The sequence below is a fragment of the Microbispora siamensis genome (assembly GCF_016863095.1).
GTDB classification, from domain to species: Bacteria; Actinomycetota; Actinomycetes; order Streptosporangiales; family Streptosporangiaceae; genus Microbispora; species Microbispora siamensis.
Genome location: NZ_BOOF01000143.1, coordinates 1 through 574, shown reverse-complemented (window position 1 = coordinate 574; position 574 = coordinate 1). Strand labels below are relative to the sequence as shown.

Sequence of the window (574 nt, the reverse complement as noted above, 5' to 3'; positions counted from 1 at the left end):
ACCGTGTGGTGTTCGCGGCCGAGGCGTCGTGGAAGGGCAAGCTTTCGGCGCTGGGCTTCGAGGAGGATCTGGTCGACCTGGCGCCGCCGGTGCCGGAAGAGGACGGGGCGGAGCAGGACGCGGGGCAGTTCTGGAAGGACTTCATCCGCGACACGGCGCCGGAGTATCGCAAGAGCACCCAGGATCAGCTGGAGACGGTGATCAAGCCGATCTGGGAGGCGTTGATCGACGGTGCCAAGTACTGCGAGCCGCAGTTGAAGGCGATCATCGAGCGGGTGCGGCCGGACGTGATCGTGGAGGACAACGTGATCACGTTCCCGGCGTTGGTGACGGCGGGCGTCCCGTTCGTGCGGATCGTCTCGTGCAACCCGCTGGAGGTGCAGGGCCCGGGGGTGGCCCCGCCGTTCTCCGGGCTGCCGGCCGACGGCACCGGCTGGGCGGAGTTCCGGGCGGAGTACGACCGGACCCACCGTGAGATGTGGGAGGCGTTCAACGCGTGGGTGGTCGAGCAGGGCGCTCCGGCCCTGCAGGACCTGGAGTTCATCCACGAGGGCGACGCGAACCTGTACGTGTA

At 68.3% G+C, this 574-nt stretch carries 1 pseudogene; it reads left to right on the top strand.

What is annotated here, in order from left to right:
• Window positions 1-574 (top strand): annotated as a pseudogene (locus tag Msi02_RS42840) (glycosyl transferase); the annotation flags it as partial.